General features: G+C 70.6%; 2 protein-coding genes. Both read left to right on the top strand.

All coding sequences use genetic code 11. From position 1 onward, the window contains the following. Window positions 1–7: 7 nt before the first annotated feature. Window positions 8–11,002 (top strand): SDR family NAD(P)-dependent oxidoreductase, encoded by a 10,995-nt coding sequence (locus tag OHA19_RS35585; protein WP_405709588.1) that lies wholly within the window; start codon window positions 8–10, stop codon window positions 11,000–11,002. A gap of 4 nt (window positions 11,003–11,006) precedes the next feature. Then, complete coding sequence (locus tag OHA19_RS35580) at window positions 11,007–22,154, top strand: SDR family NAD(P)-dependent oxidoreductase (protein ID WP_405752894.1); 11,148 nt, start codon at window positions 11,007–11,009, stop codon at window positions 22,152–22,154. Window positions 22,155–22,185 lie beyond the last annotated feature (31 nt).

Raw genomic sequence — 22,185 nt, 5'->3', positions numbered from 1 at the left:
GAGTGACATGGCGAACGAGGACAGGCTCCGCGACTACCTCAAGCGCGTCACCAACGATCTGGCAGAGACCCGCCGCCGTCAGCGGGAGCCGATCGCGGTGATCGGCATAGCCTGTCGTTACCCCAGCGGAGTCAGCACACCGGACGAGCTCTGGCAGCTCGTCGCCGGTGGCACGGACGCGACCACCGACTTCCCCGCGGACCGGGGCTGGGACACGGACCGGCTCTACGATCCCGATCCCGAGCACCCCGGGACCTCGTACGTACGCAGGGGAGGATTCCTGCACGACGCCGCGGACTTCGACGCCGAGTTCTTCGGCATCAGCCCGCGCGAGGCCACCGCGATCGATCCCCAGCAGCGGCTGCTGCTGGAGACTACCTGGGAGGCGATCGAGCACGCGGGCATCGGCCCCGCCACCCTGCGCGGCACCGCCACGGGTGTCTTCACGGGACTGATGTACGGCGATTACGGCGGCCGGTTCCAGGAGTTCCCCGAAGAGTTCGAGGGATATGTGGCCAGCGGCAGCGCGGGCAGCATCGCCTCCGGCCGGGTGGCGTACACCTTCGGACTGGAGGGCCCGGCCGTCACGGTCGACACCGCCTGTTCGTCGTCGCTCGTCGCCATCCACCTCGCCGCCCAGTCGCTGCGCCGCGACGAATGCGCCCTCGCCGTCGCAGGCGGAGTGACCGTGATGGCGACCCCGCGCACGTTCATCGAGTTCAGCAGGCAAGGCGGGCTGTCACCGGACGGCCGGTGCAAGTCGTTCGCGGCGGCGGCAGACGGCACGGGCTGGTCGGAGGGGGCCGGGGTCCTGCTGTTGGAGCGGTTGTCCGACGCGCAGCGCAACGGTCATCCGATCGTGGGTGTCATCCGGGGCACCGCGGTCAACCAGGACGGTGCGAGCAACGGGCTGACCGCGCCGAGCGGGGTCGCACAACAGCGCGTCATCGCCGCCGCGCTGGCCGACGCCGGCCTGCAGCCGTCCGAGGTGGACGCGGTGGAGGCACACGGCACGGGCACCACGCTCGGCGACCCCATCGAGGCACACGCGCTCGAGGAAGCCTACGGACGCAACCGGACCAGCCCACTGTGGCTGGGAACGATCAAGTCCAACATCGGCCACACCCAGGCCGCGGCAGGCGTCGCCGGCGTCATCAAAATGATCATGTCGATGCGCCACGGAGTCCTGCCCAAGACCCTGCACGTCGACGAACCCACCCCGCACGTCGACTGGAACACCGTCACCCTCCTCACCGAACCACGCCCCTGGCCCCACACCGAGGACCACCCCCGCCGGGCAGGCGTCTCATCGTTCGGAATCAGCGGCACGAACGCCCACATCATCGTCGAGCAGGCCCCCGACCAGGAAACATCCACCGGCGGACCCGCAGGCCCCTGGCTGCTGTCCGCGAAGACCGAGCCCGCGCTGACGGAATACGCACGACGCCTCAGCGAACATGTGAGCGCCCACCCGGACGCGGATCCGGCGACGATCGCGCGCACTCTCGCGAGCCGTGACGTGTTCGACCATCGTGCGGTGCTGCTCGATCCCAGCCCCGAGGCCCTGCACGCACTGGCCGACGGCACCCCCCACCCCGGCCTCGTCACCGGCACCACCACCACCGGCACCACCGCATTCATGTACTCCGGCCAAGGCAGCCAACACACCGGCATGGGCCGCGAACTCTACGAGCACTACCCCCTCTACGCACAAACCCTCGACCACGTCTGCGCCCACTTCGACTTCCCCCTCCGCGACATCATCTTCACCAGCGACGAACTCCACCACACCGGCTACACCCAACCCGCCCTCTTCGCCACCGAAATCGCCCTGCACACCCTCCTCACCTCACACGGCCTCCACCCCGACATCCTCATCGGCCACTCCATCGGCGAAATCACCGCAGCCCACATCGCCGGAGCCCTCACCCTCCACGACGCCTGCACCCTCGTCACCGCACGCGCCCGCCTCATGCAAGCCCTCCCCCCCAACGGCGCCATGGCCGCCATCGAAACACCCGCCCACACCCTCCAACTCCCCCCCGACGTCAACATCGCCGCCATCAACACCCCCACCACCACCATCATCTCCGGCAACACCCAAACCATCCACACCCTCACCAACCACTACAAACAACAAGGCCACCGCACCAAACTCCTCACCGTCAGCCACGCCTTCCACTCCCACCACATGGACCCCATACTCGACGAATTCCGCACCATCGCCGAACAACTCACCTACCACCCACCCACCACCCCCATCATCTCCAACCTCACCGGACAACCCGTCACCCACTACACCCCCGACTACTGGGTCCGCCACATCCGCGACACCGTCCGCTTCCACGACGGCATCCACCACCTCACCACCCACGGAACCACCCGCTACATCGAAATAGGACCCGACGCCACGCTCAGCACAACGGTGCCGGACGGAGCTGTTGCGACCATGCGGCGCGGCCGCCCCGAGGCCCAGCACCTCAGGAGGGCGTTGGCCACTGCCCACGTGCTGGGCGCGCGCGTGGACTGGCCGACGGGGCCCGGTGCCCCGCGTCCCGAGCTGCCGACGTATCCGTTCCAACGCAGGCGGTACTGGCTGGACGCACCGTCGACGGCGGCGGGCGGATGGTCCTCCACCGGGCATCCGCTGCTGTCGGCGACGACCGAACTGGCCGACTCGGAGACGTTCCTGTTCACCGGCCGGGTGTCCCCGCGCAGCCACCCGTGGACGGCCGACCACGAGGTTGCGGGGAGCACGGTGATGCCGGGCACGGCCCTGCTCGAACTGGCGCTGCATGCCGCGCAACGTACCGGATGTTCCCAGGTCGAAGAGCTGACGCTGGAGGCACCGCTGGTGCTGCCTGTCGAAGGTGTCCTGCTCCAGGTCGTGGCCGGCACACCGCACGAGGACGGAAAGCGTCCCCTGACGATCCACGCACGACCGGACGAGGACACCCCTTGGACTCGTCACGCGAGCGGCGTGCTCTCTCCGCGAGCCCCCGAGGCAGAAGCCGCGGACTGGTCGCCGGCCGAGCCGATCGACACGGACGACCTCTACCTGCGGCTGGCCGAGCTGGGGCTGAACTACGGTCCGGCATTCCAGGGGCTTCGCGCCGCATGGGTCAACGGCGACACGGTGTACGCGGAGGTCGAGCTCCCCGAGCAGACCGACATGCGCGGGTACCACGTTCACCCGGCTCTGCTGGACGCCGTCCTTCATCCGCTGGCCGACTCGGGCGCCCTGCGGCTCCCCTTCAGCTGGACGGGCGTGACGTCGTACGCGACCGCGCCCCGGTCGCTGCGGGTCCGTATCGCCAAGACCGGGGACGACACCTTCCGGCTCGATATCAGTGACACCGCGGGCCGCCCTGTCGCCGCCGTGGGCTCACTCGCCGTCCGCCCGTACACCCCGGGTGGCGGACTGCACCGTCTGGAGTGGAAGAAGGCTGCCGCGCCCGCCCCGTCCGAGCCTGTGGCTCACCGGGTGGTGTCGCTGCACGGCACCGGCCTGCGTACGACGCTGGCCCACGCCCTGAGCGAAGCCCAACGCGCCGAGGACGGCCTCACCGTCTTCCTCACCCACAACGCCGTCGCCGTCACCCCCGGCGAAGACATCCACGACCTGTCCGCCGCCGCGGCATGGGGCCTCATCCGCAGCGCCCAGTCCGAACAACCCGACCGATTCATCCTCATCGACACCGACCACCCCGACCCCGACCTCACCACCGCACTGGCCACCGGCGAACCCCAACTCGCCCTACGCGACACCACCCTCTACACACCACACCTCACCACCGCACCAACCACCTCCACCAGCATGCCCTTCGACCCCGACGGCACCATCCTCATCACCGGCGGCACCGGCACCCTCGGCACCCTCATCACCACCCACCTCATCACCACCCACCAAGCCCGCCACATCCTCATCGCCAGCCGCCAGGGCCCCCACGCCCCCAACGCCCCCGCACTCCAACAACTCGGCGCACGCATCACCCCCTGCGACGTCGGCGACCCCGACCAACTCGCACAACTCATCGCCGACATCCCCGCGGAACACCCCCTCACCGCCGTCATCCACTGCGCCGGACAGATCCACGACGCCACCCTCCACAACCTCACCACCGACCACCTCGACACCGTCCTCGCCACAAAAGCAGAACCCGCCCAACACCTCCACGAACTCACCCGCCACCACAACCTCGCCGCCTTCGTCCTCTTCTCCTCAGCCGCCGGCACCCTCGGCAACCCCGGACAGGCCAACTACGCAGCAGCCAACACCTACCTCGACGCACTCGCACACCACCGCACCGCCCACGGCCTGCCCGCCACCAGCATCGCCTGGGGCCCCTGGGCCGAAACCAGCACCATGACCACCAACCTCGACAACAACCGCCTCAACACCCTCGGCATACAACCACTGCCCACCGACGAAGCACTGCGCCTCTTCGACACCGCGTTCAGCTCCCCCCACGTCGTCGCGATCAACATGAAGCCGAGGACGGCCGCGCCTCGCCGGCGTCCTGCGGCAGCCTCGTCGTCCGCGGGCCGGCTCGGGAGGCTTCCGGAGAAGGAGCGGCTCCCGGCCGCGCTGAACCTCGTACGCATCGAGGTCGCCGCCGTGCTCGGGCACGGTTCGACGGATGCGGTGGACACCGAGAAGGCCTTCAAGGACCTCGGGTTCGACTCGCTCACCGCGGTCGAGCTGCGCAACCGGCTCAGCACCGCCCTCGGCTCCCGATTGCCGGCGACGGTCGTGTTCGACCACCCCAACGTGAGCGCGCTCGCTGCGTTCCTGGTGCAGGAGCACAAGGCGGTCACCGCCGCCGTACCGCGCGCGAAGAGCGACGAGCCCATCGCGATCGTGTCGATGGCGTGCCGGTATCCCGGGAATGTGCGCACTCCGGAGGACCTGTGGGAGCTGGTGGCCTCCGGGACCGACGCCATCGGGGAGTTCCCCACCGACCGCGGCTGGCAGGTCGATGAGCTCTACCATCCCGATCCGGACCACCCCGGTACCTCGTACGTACGCCGGGGCGGGTTCATCCACGACGCCGCCGACTTCGACCCGGACTTCTTCGGGATCAGTCCGCGGGAGGCCACGGCCATGGACCCGCAGCAACGGCTGCTGCTGGAGACGGCATGGGAGGCGTTCGAACGCGCGGGCATCGATCCCACCGGCCTGTCCGGCACCAGGGCCGGGGTGTTCAGTGGGGTGATGTACGGCGACTACGGCGCCCGGCTCTACCTGCGCCGCTCACCGGGCAAGTTCGAGGGTTTCCTGGGCAACGGCAGCGCGGCCAGTGTGGCGTCGGGGCGGGTCGCCTACACCTTCGGCCTCCAGGGCCCCGCCATCACCATCGACACCGCCTGCTCCTCCTCACTCGTCGCCGTCCACCTCGCCGCACAAGCCCTCCGCAACGGAGAATGCACCCTCGCCCTCGCCGGCGGCGTCACCATCATGGCCACCCCCGCACTCTTCATCGAATTCAGCCGCCAACGCGGCCTCTCCCCCGACGGACGCTGCAAACCCTTCTCCGACAACGCCGACGGCACCGGCTGGTCCGAAGGCGCCGGACTCCTCCTCCTCGAACGCCTCTCCGACGCCCAACGCAACAACCACCCCGTCCTCGGCCTCATCCGCGGCACCGCCATCAACCAGGACGGCGCCAGCAACGGCCTCACCGCACCCAACGGACCAGCCCAACAACGCGTCATCACCGACGCCCTCACCAACGCCGCACTCACCCCCCACGACATCCACGCCATCGAAGCCCACGGCACCGGCACCACCCTCGGCGACCCCATCGAAGCCCAAGCCCTCGAAAACACCTACGGACCCCACCGCACCACCCCCCTCTGGCTCGGCTCCATCAAATCCAACATCGGCCACACCCAAGCCGCCGCAGGCGTCGCCGGCATCATCAAAATGACCATGGCCATGCACCACGCCACCCTCCCCCAAACCCTCCACGCCAACACCCCCACCACCCACGTCGACTGGCACAACCTCACCCTCCTCACCCAACCCCAACCCTGGACCACCCCCAACAACCAACCACGCCGCGCAGCCATCTCCTCCTTCGGCATCAGCGGCACCAACGCCCACATCATCCTCGAACAACCCACCAACCAACCCACCACCAACCCCAACCCCAACCACACCACCCCCTGGACAATCTCCGCCAAGACCGAACCCGCCCTGAGCGCTTACGCGGGCCGCATCGCGGACCATCTCGCCCTGCACCGGGACGCGGATCCCGCGGCCATCGCACGGACCCTGGATTCCAGGGCGGCGCTGGAGCACCGCGCGGTCGTGCTCGATCCGGACTCGGCCGAGGAGAGCCTGCGGGCTCTTGCCGAGGGCCGGCCGCACCCGAACCTGGTCACCGCGTCCGCCGTCTCCGGCAAGACGGCCTTCATGTTCTCGGGACAGGGCAGCCAGCACGTCGGCATGGGCCGCGAGCTCTTCCACCGCCACCCGGTCTACGCGCAGACCATCGGCGAGGTCTGCGCACACTTCGACTTCCCGCTCTGGGACATCCTCTGCTCCGACGGCGAACTGCTGGACCGGACCGAGTACGCCCAGCCCGCGCTCTTCGCCACGGAACTGGCACTGCATCGGCTCCTCGAAGATCAGGGAATCAGCCCGGATGTCCTGATCGGACACTCGATCGGCGAGATCACCGCGGCCCACATAGCCGGTGTGTTCTCACTGCCGGACGCCTGTGCCCTGGTCGCCGCGCGCGGACGGCTCATGCAGGCACTCCCTCCGGGCGGCGCGATGGCCTCGCTCCCGCTGCCGGAGGAGGAAGTCCGTGCGCTGCTGACCGACGGAGTGGATGTCGCAGCCGTCAACGGGCCGGAGTCCACGGTCGTCTCCGGCGACGCGGAGGGCGTGGCCAGGCTGGTGGAGGTCTGCTCCGACGGCACGCGCAAGCCCCGGCAGCTGCGCGTGAGCCATGCCTTCCACTCCGCGCACATGGACGCCATGCTCGACGAGTTCCGCAGGGTCGCCCGCGGGCTGACCTACCACGAGCCGACGAGGCCCCTCGTCGCCAATGTCACCGGCGCATTGGGTACGGACCACGCCGACCCCGAGTACTGGGTCCGGCACGTCCGCGAGGCGGTGCGCTTCCACGACGGGCTGCGCACGCTCGCCGAGTACGGTGTCCTGCGCTATGTCGAGGTGGGCCCGGACGCCGTGCTGACCCCGGCCGTGCGCGAGACCTTCGGCGACGCGGTAGTGATTCCGGTACAGCGCCGCGACCGGCCTCAGTGCCACATGTTCGCCGCCGCTGCCGCCGAGGTGTTCGCGACGGGGGTCGCCAAGCCGCGGACGGACACCGGCATCGGGGTCGGGGTCGCCTTGCCGACCTATCCGTTCCAGCGCACGCGGTACTGGCTCGACGCACCGGATCCGAGCGACGACGCAAGGGCCGTCGGACTCGCGGAAGCGGGCCATGCACTCCTCAGCGGTGTCACGGAGACGGCGGGCACCGACCAAGTCCTGTTCACGGGACGGCTGTCCCTGCGGACCCATTCGTGGCTCGCGGACCACTCGGTGGCCGGAACCACTGTGCTGCCCGGCACGGCGCTGCTGGACCTCGCTCTGCATGCGGGAGACCACGTCGGCTGTTCATACGTGGAGGAGCTGCTGTTGCAGGCACCGCTGGCCCTCCCGGACCAGGCCGGAATCCCGGTGCAGGTCGTCGTCGCGGGTCCGGGCGCGGACGGCCGCAGGACGGTGGAGATCCACAGCCGGCCGGACGGCACATGGGTGTGCAACGCCACCGGGGTCCTGGCCCCGAGTTCGCCGCCCGCCCCTCACAGCGAGCGGACCTGGCCGCCGATGGATGCCGAAGCGGTCTCCGTCGGCGCCCTCTACGACGAACTCGCGGATGTCGGCCTCGAATACGGCCCGATGTTCCGGGGGCTGAAGGCGGCGTGGCGTCAGGACGACACCGTGTACGCCGAGGTCGCCCTGCCGGAGGATGCCGCCACGGCCGGATTCGGTCTGCATCCCGCGTTGCTGGACGCGGCTCTGCACACCGGGGTGCTGCTGGACGGCCTGGATCGGCTCAAGTTGCCGACCGCCTGGCACGGAGTGACCCTGCACGCCGTCGGGGCGACCGCGTTGCACGTCGAACTGACCCGCGTGGGCGACGACGAGGTCCGTATCTCCGTGGCCGATCCGGAGGGCGCGCCGGTCGCGGTCGTGGAACGGCTGTCGCTGCGGGAAGTGAGCCCCGATCAGTTCGCGTCCCGCGACAGCGATCCGGGCAGACTGCTGGAGCTCGCCTGGGCCCGCGTCCCGGCGGGCCCCGGGCAACCGTCGGTCACCGCCGTTCTGCCGGATCTCGCCGAAGTCCCCGGCGACGTACCCGAGTTCGTCGTCTGCCGGGCACCGGCCGAACTGCCGGCCGCGCTGCACCTGGTACAGGATTGGCTGGCCGACGAGCGGTTCGGCCGGTCGCGGCTGGTGATCCTCACCCGGGACGCGGTGTCCGCCGTCGACGGGGACCGGGTCTCCGGTCTGGCCGCCTCGGGCGTGTGGGGCCTGGTCCGGTCCGCGCAGACCGAGAACCCGGACAGGTTCGTCCTCGTGGACACCGACGGCAAGGGCCGGTCCGAACAGATCCTCGCCGCCGCGCTGGCCACCGGCGAGAGCCAGTTGGCGCTGCGCGAGGGTGAGATCCTCGTACCCGGCGTGACCGGGTCGGCGCCCGAACTGTCCGTTCCCGACGACGGCGCTCCATGGCGTCTCGAACTGGCCAGGGCCGGGACACTGGACGGTGTCGCCCTGGTGCACCGTCCGGAGCTGGACGAGCCGCCGGCTTCCGGGCAGGTCCGGATCGCGGTACGAGCCGCCGGTCTGAACTTCCGGGACGCGCTGATCGCCCTGGGGATGTACCCCGATCCCTCGACCCCGATCGGCAGCGAGGCTGCCGGAGTGGTGACGTCGGTCGGGGAGGGCGTGACCGACCTGGTCCCGGGCGACCGGGTCATGGGCCTGTTCCCGTGGGCGGCCGGACCGGTGGCGGTGACCGACCACCGGCTGGTCACCACGATGCCCGAGGGCTGGTCGTTCGCGGAGGCAGCGGGCTTCCCCGTGGTGTTCATGACCGCGTACCACGGTCTGTTCGACCTGGCCGGAATCCGGCGTGGCGAACGGCTGCTGGTACACGCGGCGGCCGGTGGTGTCGGGATGGCGGCCGTGCAGCTGGCGAAGCACCGGGGTGTCGAGGTCCTCGGCACCGCCGGCCCCGCCAAGTGGGGGGTGCTCCGGGACCGGGGACTGGCCGAGGACCACATCGCCTCGTCACGGACGGTCGACTTCGAGACCCGGTTCGCAGCCCTGACCGGTGGGGAGGGTGTCGACGTCGTCCTGAACTCGCTCACCGGCGAGTTCCTGGATGCCTCACTGCGACTGCTGCCGCGCGGTGGCCGTTTCCTGGAGCTGGGCAAGACCGACGTACGCGACCCGGAGACCGTCGCAGCCGCCCATCCCGGGGTGGATTACCAGCCGTACGACCTGCTGGACGCCGGCCCGGACCGCATCAAGGAGATGCTGGTCGCGCTCCGGGACCTGTGCAATGACGGCGTGCTGCAGCCGTTGCCGGTGACGGCATGGGACGTACGCCGGGCACCGGAGGCGATCCGGTTCCTCGGTCAGGCCCGGCACGTGGGCAAGGTGGTACTCACCGTGCCGCGACGGCTGGATCCCGAAGGAACGGTGCTGATCACCGGCGGTACCGGCGCGCTCGGCACCCTGGTCGCCCGTCACCTGGTGACCGAGCACGGCGTGCGCCACCTGCTCCTGGCAAGCCGCCGCGGGGCGGGCAGTCCCCTCGTGGACGAGCTGGCTCCGCTGGGTGCGCACGTCGATGTCGTCGCCTGTGACGCGGCGGATGCCGACCGGCTTGCCGAAGTGCTGGCCGGCATCCCGGCGGCGCATCCACTGACCGGGGTGATCCACTGCGCGGGAGTCCTGGAGGACGGCGTGGTCACCGGGATGAGCGACGAACAGTTGCGCATTCCGCTGCGTCCCAAGGCGGAGGCAGCGCTGAACCTGCACCGCCTCACCCGGGACGCGGATCTGGCGGCCTTCGTCCTGTTCTCCTCGGCCGCCGGTGTCTTCGGCAATGCGGGGCAGGCCAACTACGCCGCGGCCAACGCCTCGCTCGACGCGCTCGCCCGGTACCGGAGCGTGCGGGGCCTGCCGGCGCTGTCGCTGGCCTGGGGTCTGTGGGCCGAGGAGAGCGCGATGACCGGGCGGCTGGCCGGGTCAGACTTCGACCGGCTGGCGCGGACCGGGTTCAGTGCACTGAGCGCGGGACAGGGGCTCACCCTGTTCGACGCGGCCATGGACAGCGGCTCCGCGCTGCTGATCCCCCTCGCGCTGGACATGGCGGTGCTGCGCACCATCACGGACCTTCCACCGGTGCTCCGCGGACTGCTGGGCAGCCGCTCGTCCAGGCGGACCGCCACCGCCGGTCGGGAAACCGAGCCACTGGGTGAGCGGCTGGCCAGGCTTCCCGAGAAGGACCGGTTCGAAGCCCTGCTCACGGTCGTGCTCGACGAGACGGCGTCGGCGCTCGGCCACGCGTCCGCCGAGGCGCTCCACGGCGACCGGGCGTTCAAGGAGATGGGCTTCGACTCGCTCACCGCCGTCGAGTTCCGCAACCGGCTCAATACGCTGACCGGTCTGCGGCTGCCGACCACAGTGATCTTCGATCACTCCACACCGGCCGCGCTCGCCACCAGACTGCGGTCCGATCTGGTACCCGAACAGGATCCCGCCGCTCAGGCCTTGGCCGAGCTGGAGCGGCTGGACGACTGCCTCGCCGCAGTGGAACCGGACGAGGCCACGTCCGCGGTGATCGTGCCGCGGCTGCGGGCACTGCTGGGCCGGTTCCAGCAGAAGTCCGGCACGCAGGACCTGAGTACGGCATCGGACGACGAGCTGTTCGGAGCCCTTGACAACGAACTGGAGGTGTCCTGAAGCCATGGGGGACGCGGGCACGACGAACGAGGACAAGCTCAGGGACTACCTCAGGCGGGCGACCGCCGACCTGCGCCAGACTCGTGGCCGGCTGCGTGAGGTGGAGGCCGCTGCCCACGAGCCCATCGCCGTGGTGTCGATGGGCTGTCGCTTCCCCGGGGGGGTGGACTCACCGGCGTCGCTGTGGCGTCTGGTCTCCGACGGCACCGACGCGATCAGCGGGTTCCCCCAGGATCGCGGCTGGGATCCGGACGAGCTGTACGACGCCGATCCGGAGCGTGCCGGCCGGAGCTATGTCACTGTCGGCGGCTTCCTCAGCGACGCGGCCGACTTCGACCACGACTTCTTCGGCATCAGCCCGCGGGAGGCGATGGCGATGGACCCCCAGCAGCGGGTGCTGCTGGAGACCGCCTGGGAAGCGTTCGAACGGGCCGGGATGGCTCCGCCCGCGCTGCGCGGCTCGGACACCGGCGTGTTCGTCGGCGCGATCGCGCAGGACTACGCGCCCCGTCCGCACGAGGTGCCGGATGAGGTCGGCGGTTACCTCATGACGGGCAACACGATCAGTGTGGCATCCGGCAGGCTGGCCTACACGTTCGGGCTGGAGGGCCCGACGCTGACCGTGGACACCTCCTGTTCGTCGTCGCTCCTCGCCATCCACCTCGCCGTGCAGGCGCTGCGCCGCCGGGAGTGCTCGCTGGCGCTCGCCGGCGGCGTGACGGTGATGTCCACCGCAGCGCTGTTCGTGGAGTTCAGCCGCCAGCGGGGGCTGGCCCCCGACGGCCGGTGCAAGTCGTTCGCGGCCGCCGCCGATGGGACCGGCTTCGCCGAGGGCGCCGGTCTGCTTGTGCTGGAGCGGTTGTCCGACGCGCAGCGCAACGGTCATCCGATCGTGGGTGTCATCCGGGGCACCGCGGTCAACCAGGACGGTGCGAGCAACGGGCTGACCGCGCCGAGCGGGGTCGCGCAACAGCGCGTCATCGCCGCCGCGCTGGCCGACGCCGGCCTGCAGCCGTCCGAGGTGGACGCGGTGGAGGCACACGGCACGGGCACCACGCTCGGCGACCCCATCGAGGCACACGCGCTCGAGGAAGCCTACGGACGCAACCGGACCAGCCCACTGTGGCTGGGAACGATCAAGTCCAACATCGGCCACACCCAGGCCGCGGCAGGCGTCGCCGGCGTCATCAAAATGATCATGTCGATGCGCCACGGAGTCCTGCCCAAGACCCTGCACGTCGACGAACCCACCCCGCACGTCGACTGGAACACCGTCACCCTCCTCACCGAACCACGCCCCTGGCCCCACACCGAGGACCACCCCCGCCGGGCAGGCGTCTCATCGTTCGGAATCAGCGGCACGAACGCCCACATCATTCTGGAACAGCCCGATGCCGTCGCCCCGTCCTCGGCCGGCCAGGGCCCGTGGCTGTTGTCCGCGAAGACCGGCCAGGCCCTGCGGGAGTACGCCCGTCAGGTCGCCGGTTACGCCTCCGCGCATCCGGACACCGACAGCTCGGCGATCGGGCGGACGCTGCGTACGCGAGCTGTGTTCGACCATCGTGCGGTGCTGCTCGATCCCAGCCCCGAGGCCCTGCACGCACTGGCCGACGGCACCCCCCACCCCGACCTCGTCACCGGCACCACCACCACCGGCACCACCGCATTCATGTACTCCGGCCAAGGCAGCCAACACACCGGCATGGGCCGCGAACTCTACGAGCACTACCCCCTCTACGCACAAACCCTCGACCACGTCTGCGCCCACTTCGACTTCCCCCTCCGCGACATCATCTTCACCAGCGACGAACTCCACCACACCGGCTACACCCAACCCGCCCTCTTCGCCACCGAAATCGCCCTGCACACCCTTCTCACCTCACACGGCCTCCACCCCGACATCCTCATCGGCCACTCCATCGGCGAAATCACCGCAGCCCACATCGCCGGAGCCCTCACCCTCCACGACGCCTGCACCCTCGTCACCGCACGCGCCCGCCTCATGCAAGCCCTCCCCCCCAACGGCGCCATGGCCGCCATCGAAACACCCGCCCACACCCTCCAACTCCCCCCCGACGTCAACATCGCCGCCATCAACACCCCCACCACCACCATCATCTCCGGCAACACCCAAACCATCCACACCCTCACCAACCACTACAAACAACAAGGCCACCGCACCAAACTCCTCACCGTCAGCCACGCCTTCCACTCCCACCACATGGACCCCATACTCGACGAATTCCGCACCATCGCCGAACAACTCACCTACCACCCACCCACCACCCCCATCATCTCCAACCTCACCGGACAACCCGTCACCCACTACACCCCCGACTACTGGGTCCGCCACATCCGCGACACCGTCCGCTTCCACGACGGCATCCACCACCTCACCACCCACGGAACCACCCGCTACATCGAAATAGGACCCGACGCCACGCTGACCCCGTCGGCCCGGGCCGGCGTCGCCCCTGGCGACCTCGTCGTCGCTGCCCAGCGCCGGGGCAGGTCACAGGTGCGTGACATCGGCCTGCTGCTGGCGTACGCGTACGCGCACGGCATGGACGGCGAGGTGGCCGACAGCGTGGCCGGGCCGGGCGCGGTCACCAATGATCCGGTCGACCTGCCCACGTATCCCTTCCAGCGCAGCTCGTTCTGGCTCGGCCACGGCGGCCGCGGAACGGATCCGGCCGCGGCCGGATTGCTCCAGACCGAGCACCCGCTCGCCGTGGCCGCGATCAGCCTGGCCGACACCGAGCACCTGGTGCTCACCGGACGTCTGTCGCTGAAGGCCCAGCCGTGGCTCGCCGATCACCAGGTCTACGGCACCCCGCTGCTGCCTGGTACGGCCATGGTCGATCTGGCGATCCGCGCGGGTGACCACGCCGACTGCCCTCATCTGGAAGAGCTGACGCTGCTGGCTCCCCTGGCCCTGCCCGTGGCCCGGCCGGTCCAGCTCCAGGTACGGGTGGACGAACCGGACGACACCGGCCGGCGAGCCGTGCGCATCCACTCCCGCGCCGAGTCGGCAACCGCCTGGACGCTGCACGCGAGCGGGGTGCTCGCGCGGGAGACACCCCCCTCGGGGCCGGTCGAACTGCCGGACGACGCCACCGCCATCGATCTCGGGGACCTGTACGGGGACCTGCGCGCGCTGGGGGTCGGCTACGGGCCGGTCTTCCGGGGACTCCGATCGGCCTGGCGGCACGGACAGGACGTCTACGCCGAGGTCGAACTGCCGGACGGCGTCGCGCACAACGGCTTCGGCCTGCACCCCGCTCTGTCCGACGCGATTCTGCACGCGGCGACGTTCCTCGCCGACTCCGGTCAGGTGCGGCTTCCGCTGATATGGAGCGGGGTCAGCCTGTACGCCACCGGCGCCACCGCCCTGCGCGTCCGGCTCACCCGGCTCGCCGAGGACACCCTGGGCATCACGGCCGTCGACCCCACGGGCGCTCCGGTCTTCGCCGTCGCCTCACTCACCGTCCGGCCGGTCGCTCCGCACCAGCTCGGGTCAGCGGGCGCGGCCGGCTCCGAGGACCTGTACCGAATCGACTGGACACCGCTCGCCACGGACGCAGCGGAATCACCGTCCACGCTCGACACCTTCACTCCGGCCGGGCCGCAGGAAGCACTGCGCCGCGTGCAGGAGCGGCTCGCGCAGGGTACCGAAGCCCCGCTCGTGGCCGTCACCCGAGGTGCGGTGGCGGCGCGCGGCGGCGACACCGTCGACGATCTCGACCAGGCCGCGGTCTGGGGCCTGGTCAGGTCCGCTCAGACAGAGAACCCCGGCCGGTTCGTCCTGCTCGACACGGACGGCACGCAGGCCTCCTCCGAGGCGCTGTCCGCAGCCCTGACCACCGGTGAACCGCAGCTTGCCCTGCGCGACGGCGAGGTGCTCGTGCCACGGCTCGCCCGGTGCGCCTCCGCCGGCGAGCTCACGCCGCCCGGACCGGGAGACTGGCGAGTGCACACCAGCGGTGACGGGGCGCTGGACGGTCTCGTCACGGTCCCGGTGGAGCATGGGCCGCTCGGCCCCCGCGAGGTCCGCGTGGCCATGCGGGCGGTCGGCCTGAACTTCCGGGACGTCCTGATCACACTGGGCATGTACCCCGGGGAGGCACTGCTCGGCAGCGAGGGTGCGGGCACCGTCACAGCGGTGGGCTCCGACGTCACCGGCCTCGCACCCGGTGACCGGGTGATGGGGTTGTTCTCCGGGGGGATGGCCACAACCGCCGTGGCGGACGAGCGGTTCCTCGCCCGTATCCCCGACGGCTGGTCGTACGCCGAGGCCGCGGGCGTGCCCGTGGTCTTCCTGACCGCCTATTACGGCCTGCAGCGCCTGGCCGGCGTGCGCGCCGGACAGCGGCTGCTGGTGCACTCGGCCGCGGGTGGTGTCGGCATGGCCGCCGTCCAGCTCGCCCGGCACTGGGGGCTCGACGTGTTCGGCACGGCCAGCACCCGCAAATGGCCGGCGCTGCGACAGCTGGGACTCCCCCAGGACCACATCTGTTCCTCACGGACGCTGGACTTCGAGGACGCGATCCGCCGGGTGACCGACGGCGCGGGCGTCGACGTCGTACTCAACAGCCTGGCCGGGGAGTTCACCGACGCCTCACTGCGGCTGCTGCCCCCCGACGGCCGGTTCCTCGAGCTGGGCAAGACCGACCTGCGGGACCCGGCGGACACGGGCGTGGCGTACCAGCCCTACGACCTCAACGACGCCGGTCCCGATCTCGTCCAGTCCATGCTGGCCGAGCTGCTCGACCTGTTCGCCCGAGGTGTACTGCGCCCGCTCCCGGTAACCGCCTGGGAACTGCCACGCGCGTCGGCCGCCTTCCGCCACCTGAGCCAGGCACGGCACATCGGCAAGGTCGTGCTGACCGTGCCCGCGCCGATGGACCCGGCAGGGACGGTTCTGATCACCGGCGGCAACGGCGCACTCGGTCGCCTGGTCGCCCGGCATCTTGTCGTCCAGCACGGAATGCGGCACCTCGTGCTGGCCGGCCGCAGCGGCGGGATGGACGCGGACCTGGCCGAGGAGATGAAAGATCTCGGCGCCGAGGTGACCGCGGTCGCCTGCGATGTGTCCGACCGCAGAAGCGTCGCGGCGCTGTTGGCGGACATCCGGACGAGACGCCCGCTCACCGCGGTCGTCCACGCCGCGGGCGTGCTGCGCGACTCCATGGTCGAGGCGCAGACCGACGGGCAACTGGACGAGGTGTGGCGCCCGAAGGCCGAGGGCGCCCGGCACCTGCACGAGCTGACCGGTGACCTCGACCTTGCCGCGTTCGTCCTGTTCTCCTCGGTTGCGGGCGTGCTCGGTGCCCCGGGGCAGTCGAACTACGCGGCGGCCAACGTGTTCCTCGACGCGCTTGCGGAGCACCGGCAGGTCCGGGGACTGCCCGCGCGCTCCATCGCGTGGGGTCTGTGGTCCGGCGAGACCGGCATGGGTGCCGGTGCGGACGAGGCCCGGCTGGCCCGCGGAGGCGTGACCCCGATGCCGCCGGAGGAAGGGCTGGCGATGCTGGACGCCGCGCTCGCGCACGGCCCCGCCACGACCGTCGCCGCGCGGCTGAACCTTCCGGCCCTGCGCGACGCACGGCTGGTGCGCAACCTCGTCTCCGGGCCGGCCCGCAGGTCCGCCCGGAGCCACGTCGGGGACTCGTTCGCCGACGAGCTGACCGGGCTGTCCGACGCACGGCGACGGGTCGTCGTGCTCGACCTGGTCCGCCGGGAGGCCGCGGCTGCCCTGGGGCACTCCGGTACCGAGACGATCGGCGCGGACCGGCCGTTCAAAGAGCTGGGGTTCGACTCGCTCACCGCGGTCGAGTTGCGCAACCGGCTGAGCACCGCCACCGGCCTGCGCCTGTCCGCCACCCTGCTGTTCGACCACCCCACCGCCGAGGCACTGACGTCGCAGCTGCTCCAGCAGTTGCCGGGTGGTGCGGACCGGGCGGCCACCACAGCGACCACGGCCGCAGTGAGTGACGAGCCCATCGCGATCGTGTCGATGGCGTGCCGGTATCCCGGGAATGTGCGCACTCCGGAGGACCTGTGGGAGCTGGTGGCCTCCGGGACCGACGCCATCGGCGACTTCCCCACCGACCGCGGCTGGGAGACCGGCGCGCTGTTCGACGAGGATCCGGACAAGCCCGGCACCACTTATGTGCGCCAGGGCGGGTTCGTCCACGACGCGGGCGCGTTCGACGCCACGTTCTTCGGGGTCAGTCCGCGGGAGGCCACGGCGATGGACCCGCAGCAACGGCTGCTGCTGGAGACGGCGTGGGAGGCGTTCGAACGCGCGGGCATCGACCCCACCAGCCTGTCCGGCACCCAGGCGGGCGTCTACACCGGTGTGGTGTCCCAGAACTACGCGCCGTCGTTCGATGCCGCGCCGGCCGAGGCGGAAGGCTACTTGCTGACCGGGAGCACGACCAGTGTGGCGTCGGGGCGGGTCGCCTACACCTTCGGCCTCCAGGGCCCCGCCATCACCATCGACACCGCCTGCTCCTCCTCACTCGTCGCCGTCCACCTCGCCGCACAAGCCCTCCGCAACGGAGAATGCACCCTCGCCCTCGCCGGCGGCGTCACCATCATGGCCACCCCCGCACTCTTCATCGAATTCAGCCGCCAACGCGGCCTCTCCCCCGACGGACGCTGCAAACCCTTCTCCGACAACGCCGACGGCACCGGCTGGTCCGAAGGCGCCGGACTCCTCCTCCTCGAACGCCTCTCCGACGCCCAACGCAACAACCACCCCGTCCTCGGCCTCATCCGCGGCACCGCCATCAACCAGGACGGCGCCAGCAACGGCCTCACCGCACCCAACGGACCAGCCCAACAACGCGTCATCACCGACGCCCTCACCAACGCCGCACTCACCCCCCACGACATCCACGCCATCGAAGCCCACGGCACCGGCACCACCCTCGGCGACCCCATCGAAGCCCAAGCCCTCGAAAACACCTACGGACCCCACCGCACCACCCCCCTCTGGCTCGGCTCCATCAAATCCAACATCGGCCACACCCAAGCCGCCGCAGGCGTCGCCGGCATCATCAAAATGACCATGGCCATGCACCACGCCACCCTCCCCCAAACCCTCCACGCCAACACCCCCACCACCCACGTCGACTGGCACAACCTCACCCTCCTCACCCAACCCCAACCCTGGACCACCCCCAACAACCAACCACGCCGCGCAGCCATCTCCTCCTTCGGCATCAGCGGCACCAACGCCCACATCATCCTCGAACAACCCACCCACCAACCCACCAACCCACCAACCACCAACCCCAACCACAACCACAACCACAACCACACCACCCCCTGGACAATCTCCGCCAAGACCGAACCCGCCCTGCGAGCCCAGGCCACGAGACTGCACGCGTTCACCGCGACGCAACAGGACGCCCAACGGGTCGGCCGGTCGCTCGCCACGACGCGCGGTTCGTTCGAGCACCGGGCAGTCGTGGTCGGCACCGGCACCGACGAGCTCCGAACGGGGCTCGCGGCGCTCGCACACGGCCAGGAGGCCGCGAACCTGGTCCACGGTGTCCGCCGGGAACCGGGCCTGAGCGTCTTCGTCTTCCCCGGTCAGGGCTCCCAGTGGGCGGGCATGGCCGTCGAGCTGTACGAGGCGTCGGAGGTATTCCGCACCCGGCTGGACGCCTGCGCGGACGCGCTCACGCCGTACACCGACTGGTCGTTGCTCGACGTGCTGCGCCACCGCGCGCTGGACCGGGTCGACGTGGTGCAGCCCGCGCTCTTCGCGGTCATGGTGTCGCTTGCCGCACTCTGGCAGGCACACGGCATCCGACCCGACGCGGTCATCGGTCATTCACAGGGCGAGATCGCCGCGGCGCACGTCGCCGGTGCACTCTCCCTGCCGGACGCCGTCAAGGTCGTGGCGCTGCGCAGCCAGGCCCTGCTGCAACTGTCCGGCGAGGGTGGCATGGCCTCGGTGTCGCTGCCCGTGCAGCAGGTCGAGGAACGGATCCGGGGCAGGGGAATCTCGGTCGCGGCGGTGAACGGACCGGGCACGACCGTGGTCTCCGGTGACGTCGCGGCAATCGAGACGCTGCTGGCCGAATGCGCGGACGACGGCGTGCACGCGCGCCGGATCCCGGTGGACTACGCCTCGCATTCCGCGCATGTCGAAGCCATCGAGGAAAGAATTCTGGAGGACTTGCGCGACATCACCCCCCGTTCGACCGACGTCGCGTTCTATTCGAGCGTCACCGGGGGCACGGTCGACACACGCGGGCTCGACGCCGCCTACTGGTACCAGAACCTGCGCCGGACCGTGCGGTTCGGCGAGACGGTCACCGCTCTGGCCGAGGACGGTCACGGCACGTTCGTCGAGGTGAGTCCCCACCCGATCCTCACCGCGGGGATCCAGGACACCATCGGTGGCGAGGCGATCGTCGTGGGCTCGCTGCGCCGCGACAACGGCGGTCTCGACCGGTTCCTGCTGTCGGTGGCCGAAGCGTATGCCCAGGGCGCCGAGGTGAGCTGGGAGGCCGCGTTCGACCCGGTGCCCCCGGTCGGCCTGCCGACCTATCCGTTCCAGCGCGAACACTTCTGGATGACCGCCAAGCGCCGCAAGGCCGCTTCGGCGGGACTCGACGCGACCGGTCACCCGCTGCTCACCACCAGTGTCGAACTCGCCGACGGACAAGGCGCGGTCAGCGCGGGGCAGTTGTCTGTGGCCGACCAGCCGTGGCTGGCGGATCACGAGGTGTTCGGCACAGTACTGGTTCCCGGCACGGCCTTCGTCGAGCTGGCAGCGTCCACCGGTCAGCCGGTCGACGAACTTGTCCTGGAAAACCCGCTGTCCCTCGACGCGGACACCGTCCGCCTCCAGCTCACGGTCGGGCCTCGGGACGCGTCCGGCCACCGGGAGTTCGGCATCCACTCGCGACGGGAGGACGGCCTCGCCGAGTGGACGCGCCACGCCACCGGCCGGCTCGGCGCCCGGGCCGCCACCCCGCCGCCCCGGCCGCCCCAGGTGTGGCCACCTGCCGGCGCGGCCGAGGTCGACCTCACGGACCTGTACGCCGACCTGTCGACGCGCGGATACGACTACGGCCCGGCGTTCCGGTGCCTGCGAGCGGTGTGGAGGCTGGGTGAGGACCTGTACGCCGAGGCCGCCCTGCCCGAGGATGCCGACATCGCGGGGTTCTGCCTGCACCCGGCGCTGTTCGACGCCGCCCTGCACGCGGCGCTCGCCGTGGACCGCACCGAGCTGCGCCTGCCGTTCTCATGGACCGGCGTCACCTGGCACGGGCCCGGTTCCTCCGAGGTGCGTGTCCAGCTGTCGCCCGTGGGCGACGGCGAGCTGAGCGTTGCCGTCATGGACGGGGCCGGTGCGCCTGTCGTCACCGTCGCCGCCCTCGCCACCCGTACGGTGACGCCGCAGGAGGCGGCCAGGCTCAGGTCCGTCGACCGGGCGCTGCACCGTCTGGAGTGGACGGAGGCGGCCGCGCCCGCGGCGGCCGAACCGGTGGCTCATCGCGTCGTGCCCGTCCACGGCACCGACCTGCACGCCACGCTCACCGACGCCCTGAGCGAAGCCCAACGCGCCGAGGACGGCCTCACCGTCTTCCTCACCCACAACGCCGTCGCCGTCACCCCCGGCGAAGACATCCACGACCTGTCCGCCGCCGCGGCATGGGGCCTCATCCGCAGCGCCCAGTCCGAACAACCCGACCGATTCATCCTCATCGACACCGACCACCCCGACCCCGACCTCACCACCGCACTGGCCACCGGCGAACCCCAACTCGCCCTACGCGACACCACCCTCTACACACCACACCTCACCACCGCACCAACCACCTCCACCAGCATGCCCTTCGACCCCGACGGCACCATCCTCATCACCGGCGGCACCGGCACCCTCGGCACCCTCATCACCACCCACCTCATCACCACCCACCAAGCCCGCCACATCCTCATCGCCAGCCGCCAGGGCCCCCACGCCCCCAACGCCCCCGCACTCCAACAACTCGGCGCACGCATCACCCCCTGCGACGTCGGCGACCCCGACCAACTCGCACAACTCATCGCCGACATCCCCGCGGAACACCCCCTCACCGCCGTCATCCACACCGCGGGCCGACTCGACGACGCGACTCTCCCCAACCTCACCCCCGACCACCTCGACACCGTCCTCAGCCCCAAAGCCGACGCCGCCCACCACCTCCACCGGCTCACCCGCCACCACGACCTCGCCGCCTTCGTCCTCTTCTCGTCCGCGGCCGGCACCCTCGGCACCCCCGGACAGGCCAACTACGCAGCGGCCAACGCCTACCTCGACGCACTCGCACACCACCGCACCGCCCACGGCCTGCCCGCCACCAGCATCGCCTGGGGCCCCTGGGCCGAAACCAGCACCATGACCACCGACCTCGACCAGAGCCGACTCACAGCAACCACCGGGGTCACACCGCTCACAACACCCCAAGCGCTCCACCTCTTCGACGCCGCATTCGCGTCCCCCCACACCGTCGCGATCACACTCAGCGCCGCAGCATTGAGCCGCAATGCCGAGGCGGGTGTGCTGCCCGGGGTGCTGCGCGGGATGGTGCGGAGGCCGGTCCGCACGGGCCCGGAAGCGCCGGGCAGGGCCGTCCTCTCCGAGCAGGTGGCCGGGCTTTCCGACACGCAACGGCACGAGGTCGTGCTCGACGCGCTGCGCGCTCATGTGGCCGAAGTCCTCGGACATCGGGACGGGAACGCGGTGGAGGTCAACCGCCAGTTCACCGAGCTCGGTTTCGACTCGCTCACCGCGGTGGCACTGCGCAACCGGCTGGCCGTGGCGACCGGGCTGCGACTGCCATCGACCCTCGTGTTCGACCACCCCACCCTGGTGTCCCTGGCCGACCATCTGGCCGGCCGGATGGCGACGGATACCCTGCCCGCCTGGGCAACGGACCTGCAACGCCTGGAGCCGGTGCTGGCCGGGCTGACCGCCGAGCAGGCCGACCGGTTCGGGGTGCCCGCGCTGCTGCGGCAGCTGCTCGCCTCATTCGACACCCGGGCAGCCGCACCGGCCACCCGTACCGCGGACCGGATCGAGTCGGCATCGGCCGAGGAAATCTTCGACTTCATCGACACCGAACTCGGCCGGGCCACAAATTGACACGCGGAGGAACAGGCACCATGGCACAGGA

It is taken from the genome of Streptomyces sp. NBC_00012 (genome assembly GCF_045040875.1).
Lineage (GTDB): Bacteria > Actinomycetota > Actinomycetes > Streptomycetales > Streptomycetaceae > Streptomyces.
This window is presented reverse-complemented; position numbering and strand designations above follow the sequence as displayed.

Excerpts from the sequence above, each read along its gene's own strand:
- OHA19_RS35585 (WP_405709588.1), top strand. The coding sequence starts at position 8 with ATGGCGAACGAGGACAGGCTCCGCGACTACCTCAAGCGCGTCACCAAC.
- OHA19_RS35580 (WP_405752894.1), top strand. The coding sequence starts at position 11,007 with ATGGGGGACGCGGGCACGACGAACGAGGACAAGCTCAGGGACTACCTC.